This is a genomic window from Dietzia sp. DQ11-44 (assembly GCF_014145205.1).
GTDB classification, from domain to species: domain Bacteria; phylum Actinomycetota; class Actinomycetes; order Mycobacteriales; family Mycobacteriaceae; genus Dietzia; species Dietzia natronolimnaea.
In genome coordinates this window covers 1-4713 of record NZ_JAALEC010000004.1, presented here as the reverse complement: position 1 = coordinate 4713, position 4713 = coordinate 1, and the positions used below count along the sequence as shown (strand labels likewise).

5 protein-coding genes are annotated in these 4713 nt (G+C 71.6%); 1 reads left to right on the top strand and 4 read right to left on the bottom strand.

The genetic code is table 11. From position 1 onward, the window contains the following. Nucleotides 1-915 (bottom strand): succinyl-diaminopimelate desuccinylase (gene dapE, locus G6018_RS00100; RefSeq protein ID WP_182638410.1); only part of this gene is annotated, 915 nt, incomplete at its 3' end. A 7-nt stretch (nucleotides 916-922) separates the two neighbouring features. On the opposite strand from dapE, the gene dapD reads away from it, so the two are divergent. Continuing rightward, entirely contained in the window at nucleotides 923-1891 is a 969-nt protein-coding gene (gene dapD / locus G6018_RS00095; RefSeq protein WP_179525597.1) for a 2,3,4,5-tetrahydropyridine-2,6-dicarboxylate N-succinyltransferase, read from the top strand. A gap of 163 nt (nucleotides 1892-2054) precedes the next feature. On the opposite strand, the gene dapC is transcribed toward dapD, so the two are convergent. The 3 genes from dapC to cofH form a co-directional block, all read right to left on the bottom strand. Next, on the bottom strand, nucleotides 2055-3167 hold the full coding sequence (gene dapC / locus G6018_RS00090) for a succinyldiaminopimelate transaminase (protein WP_182610367.1): 1113 nt from the start codon (nucleotides 3165-3167) through the stop codon (nucleotides 2055-2057). 5 nt (nucleotides 3168-3172) lie between these two features. Next, nucleotides 3173-3496 (bottom strand): ferredoxin, encoded by a 324-nt coding sequence (fdxA, locus tag G6018_RS00085; protein ID WP_095718370.1) that lies wholly within the window; start codon nucleotides 3494-3496, stop codon nucleotides 3173-3175. An 85-nt stretch (nucleotides 3497-3581) separates the two neighbouring features. Beyond that, nucleotides 3582-4713: 5-amino-6-(D-ribitylamino)uracil--L-tyrosine 4-hydroxyphenyl transferase CofH (gene cofH / locus G6018_RS00080; RefSeq protein ID WP_182638409.1), on the bottom strand; the 1132-nt coding region annotated here is incomplete at its 5' end.

Here is a 4713-nt window from a genome sequence, read left to right as displayed (position 1 = left end):
GCCCGCCGCGGTCAACCCGAGCGCGTCGAGGGCGTGCGCGAGAGCGGCATCGGTGTGCCGGTCCGGCGCGAAGCGGAAGTTGACGTCGAGCCACGCCTCGTCCGGGACGGTGTTGCCGGCCACGCCCGCGGACATCCTCACGGCCTGCAGCCCCTCCCGGTAGACGCAGCCGTCGATGTCCACCGAGCGCGGTCCGTACCTCTCCAGCGCCGCCAGCACCGGGGCGAGGCGGTGCACGGCGTTGTCCCCCAACCAGCTCCGCGCCGAGTGGGCCCGGGTGCCGCGGGCGTGGACCCGGATCCGGAGGGTGCCCTGGCAGCCCGCCTCGATCAGGCCGCCGGTGGGCTCGCCGAGTATCGCCACGTCCCCCGTGAGCCAGTCCCGGTGGGTCCGTTCGAGGAACCCGAGACCGTTCGCGGTCGCCTCGATCTCCTCGCAGTCGTAGAGCACCAACGTGAGATCGTGCGCGAGCTCGGCGGAGTCCGCCAGGGTCGCGAACAGGTGGAGGAACACGGCGTCGCCGGATTTCATGTCGACGGTCCCACACCCGTGCAGGACCTGATCGGCTCCCTCACCCGTGAGTCGGCACGGGACGTTGTCCGCCACCGGGACGGTGTCGAGATGTCCGGCGAGCACCACCCGGGTCGGCAACCCCCTCGAGGTGCGGGCCAGAACGCGGTGGCCGTCCCGCACGAGTTCGGTCCGCCCGGCGGCCGGACCCGTGAAGCCGGCGACCACGGATGCGAGCGCCGTGTGGACGGCGCCGGCGATCTCCGCCTCCTCCCGGGAGGGACTGGCGATGTCGACGAGGGCGCGGGTGAGGTCGACCGGGTCGGCGGTCAGATCGAGGGCGGCGGTCACGGCGTCCACCTTAGATGCCCGTGGCCGGTACGCGCCGGGGCCGACCGCTAGCATCGGGGGCATGAGTGCACACGGAGCCGTGGCCACCGGAATCGCCACCCTGACGTCCGATCACACCGTCCTCGACGTGTGGTACCCAGCGCCCCAGCTCGGAGCGGCCTCCGAGGGGGGTCACCGAATCCTGTCGGGTGACGAGGTCCCCGAGGAGCTGGCTCCCCTCACCGGACCCGACGCCGATCGCGGTGTCGAGCGGGTCGCGGTGCGGGTCGAGATCGAGGACCTCACGCAGGCCCCGACCGACGCCTATGACGCCTACCTGCGGCTGCACCTGATCTCCCACCGGCTCATCCGGCCGCACTTCGCCAACATGGACGGGTTGTTCGGGACACTGGCCAACGTCGTGTGGACCAACTTCGGCCCCTGTGAGGTACCGGGATTCGAGATGGTGCGTGCCAGGTTGCGCGCCCGCGGCCCGGTGACGGTCTACGGCGTGGACAAGTTCCCGAGGATGGTGGACTACGTGGTCCCGTCCGGGGTCCGGATCGCCGACGCCGACCGCGTCCGACTGGGTGCCCATCTGGCGGAGGGGACGACCGTCATGCACGAGGGGTTCGTCAACTTCAACGCCGGCACCCTCGGGCCGTCGATGGTCGAGGGACGCGTCTCGGCCGGTGTCGTGGTCGGTGCGGACTCCGACGTCGGTGGCGGCGCGTCGATCATGGGAACCCTCTCGGGCGGCGGCAAGGAGACCATCTCGATCGGCGAGCGCTGCCTGCTGGGTGCCAACTCCGGAATCGGGATCTCGCTCGGCGACGACTGCGTGGTCGAGGCCGGGCTCTACGTCACTGCCGGGACCAAGGTGGACGTCCGGGCCGGGGCCTGGGCCGATCGCGAGCCCGTCAAGGCGGGCCAGCTCTCCGGGATGGACAATCTGCTGTTCCGGCGCAACTCCGTCTCCGGCGCAGTCGAGGCCGTGCCGTGGAAGCGTGAGGGCGTCGAGCTGAACGAGGCGCTCCACGCCAACGACTGACCTCCCGCGACGCTCGCCGGCGGCGTCGACCTCCAACGACAAGGACGTTCCGCACACATCGCCCGAGAGGCGGGTGCGCGGAACGTCCTTCTCGTTGGGGAGGCTGGGCGACGCGGGAGGCTGGGCGACGCGGGAGGCCGGGCGGACGTAGGGTGCGACCCGCTCAGGCCAGCCGACGGACCGCCTCGGCCACGGTGGCGTCGGTCGCGGTGAGGGCGATGCGGACGTGCCGGGCCCCGGCGGAACCGTAGAACTCACCGGGGGCCACCAGGACACCGCGGGCGGCGAACCAGTCCACCGTCTCCCGGCAGGGCTCGTCGCGGGTCGCCCAGAGGTAGAGCCCGGCCTGCGAGTCGTCGACCCGGAATCCGGCGTCCTGCACGGCCGGGAGCAGGAGCTCACGTCGGGCCCGGTACCGCTCGCGTTGCTCGGCCTCGTGGGCGTCATCCCGGAGCGCCGCGGTCATGGCGTTCTGGACGGGCAGGGGCATCATCAGACCCGCGTGCTTGCGCACCGCCAGCAGCTCCGCCACGAGGGACGGGGCGCCCGCCACGAACCCCGCACGATACGAGGCCAGGTTCGACGTCTTGGACAGCGAGTGCAGGGCCAGGAGCCCGGTGTGGTCGCCGTCGCAGACACGCGGGTCGAGGACCGAGGGCGCCTCACCCTCCCAGACCAGCCCGAGGTAGCACTCGTCCGAGGCCACGATCACCCCGCGGTCGCGGGCCCAACCGACGACCTTGCGCAGGTGGTCCACGCCGAGCACCCGGCCGCTGGGGTTCGACGGCGAGTTGAGGTAGAGCAGGGTGGGCGACGACGGGCCGAGTTGCGTCAGGGAGTCGGCGCGCACGACCGTCGCACCCGCGAGCAGGGCCCCCACCTCATAGGTCGGGTAGGCCACCTCCGGCACGACGACCGTGTGGCCCGGGCCGAGTCCGAGCTGTGCGGGCAGACCCGCGATCAACTCCTTGGTACCGATCGCGGGCAGGATCGCCCCGGGATCCAGGCCGGTGACCCCGTAGCGCCGGTGGAGAGCGTCGGCGGCCGCGAGCCGGAGCTCCGCGGTCCCGATGGTGGTCGGGTAACCCGGTTCCGCGGATCCGGCGGCGAGTGCCTCACGGATCACCGGGGCGACCGGGTCGACGGGGGTGCCCACGGTGAGATCGACCAGGCCGTCGGGATGCGCGGTGGCCACTGACCTCGCCTCGGCGAGGGTGTCCCACGGGAACACGGGTAGCGCGCGCCCGGGCGGACGACGCTCCGGGCGCGACACCACCGGGGTCACTCCTGGTTCATGGGGGGCAGCGCCTTGATGAACGGGTGGTCGTAGTCGACCTTGCCCACCTTGGCGGCGCCGCCCGGCGATCCCAACTCGACGAAGAAGTCGACGTTGGCGGTGTTGTACTCGGACCACTCCTCCGGGGTGTCATCCTCGTAGAAGATGGCCTCCACCGGGCAGACGGGCTCACACGCGCCGCAGTCGACACACTCGTCGGGGTGGATGTACAGCATCCGTCCACCCTCGTAGATGCAGTCGACAGGACACTCCTCGACGCAGGACTTGTCCATCACGTCGACGCACGGCTCTGCGATCGTGTAGGTCACGTCAGCCACCTTCCTCGTAGCGGTATGGCCTGCATCGTATGTCACACCCCGCGTCCGCGACGACGCCGCCCCGAAGCCGGTCGCGCTATGTGACGACGGTCACGGGGATCTGGGTGGGGGCCGGTCCGTAGACGGTGTCCCGACGCCGGGCGGGCCGACCGATCCCGGTGGCGATCTCCGCGATCTCCTCCGGGGTCTTGGCGGACCCGTTCTCGGCCCCGGCCATCCGGGAGATCGTCTCCTCCATCAGCGTGCCGCCCAGGTCGTTCGCCCCCGCGCGGAGCATGGTGCGCGTCCCCGCGACCCCGAGCTTGACCCAGCTGGTCTGCACGTTGTGGATCGATCCGTGCAGCATGATCCGTGCCAGGGCGTGGACGGCGACGTTCTCCTCCCGCGTCGGGCCCGGCCGGGACGCGCCCGCCAGGTACAGCGGGGCACTGCGGTGCACGAAGGGCAGGGGGACGAACTCGGTGAACCCGCCGGTCCGGTCCTGGATCCCCCGCAGGGTGCGCAGGTGCGCCACCCAGTGCCTCGGCGTGTCCACGTGGCCGTACATCATGGTGGAGCTCGAGCGCAGGCCCACCTCGTGGGCGGTGGTGACGATGTCGATCCACTCGGAGGCCGGGAGTTTGCCCTTGGTCAGGACCCAGCGGACCTCGTCGTCGAGGATCTCCGCCGCGGTACCGGGGATGGTGTCCAGACCGGCCGCCCGCAGCTCGGTGAGCCACTCCCTGACCCCCACCCCGGACCGGGCCGCCCCGTTCGAGATCTCCATCGGGCTGAACGCGTGGACGTGCATGGACGGCACCCGCTCCTTGACCGCGCGGACGAGGTCGGCGTAACCGGAGACCGGCAGGTCCGGGTCGATCCCGCCCTGCATGCAGACCTCGGACGCCCCGGAGACGTACGCCTCGTACGCGCGGTCGGCCACCTCGGCGGCCGAGAGCGAGAACGCGTCCGCGTCCCCCTTGCGCTGGGCGAAGGCGCAGAACCGGCACCCCGTGTAGCAGATGTTGGAGAAGTTGATGTTCCGGTTGACCACGTAGGTCACCGTCTCCCCCACCACGTCCGCGCGGATCCGGTCGGCGAGTCCGGCCACGGCGGCCAGCCCGTCCCCCGTGGCCGTGGCCAGGGCGAGGTACTGGTCGTCCTTGAGGCCGGCCGGGTCCGACTCCGCGGCCCGCAGCGCTGCGAGCACCTCGGAGTCCGCCCGCTCG

Bases quoted from the DNA above. Each gene is read 5' to 3' on its own strand.
- dapD (WP_179525597.1), top strand. From the start codon at position 923: ATGAGTGCACACGGAGCCGTGGCCACCGGAATCGCCACCCTGACGTCC.